The 281-nt window shown below is 52.7% G+C and carries 1 rRNA gene; it reads right to left on the reverse strand.

The features are described 5' to 3' along the window. A 16S ribosomal RNA gene (locus tag OS173_RS13290) occupies positions 1-281 on the reverse strand; the annotation flags it as partial.

Consider the following 281-nt stretch of genomic DNA (forward strand, 5'->3'; position numbering starts at 1 on the left):
TCCGTATTACCGCGGCTGCTGGCACGGAGTTAGCCGGTGCTTATTCCTATGGTACCGTCAATGCCATGCGCTATTAACACACAACACTTCTTCCCATATAAAAGTGCTTTACAACCCGAAGGCCTTCTTCACACACGCGGCATTGCTGGATCAGGCTTGCGCCCATTGTCCAATATTCCCCACTGCTGCCTCCCGTAGGAGTCTGGGCCGTGTCTCAGTCCCAATGTGGCTGATCATCCTCTCAAACCAGCTATAGATCGCAGTCTTGGTAGGCCTTTACC

Source organism: Marinicella gelatinilytica, from assembly GCF_026410405.1.
GTDB classification, from domain to species: domain Bacteria; phylum Pseudomonadota; class Gammaproteobacteria; order Xanthomonadales; family Marinicellaceae; genus Marinicella; species Marinicella gelatinilytica.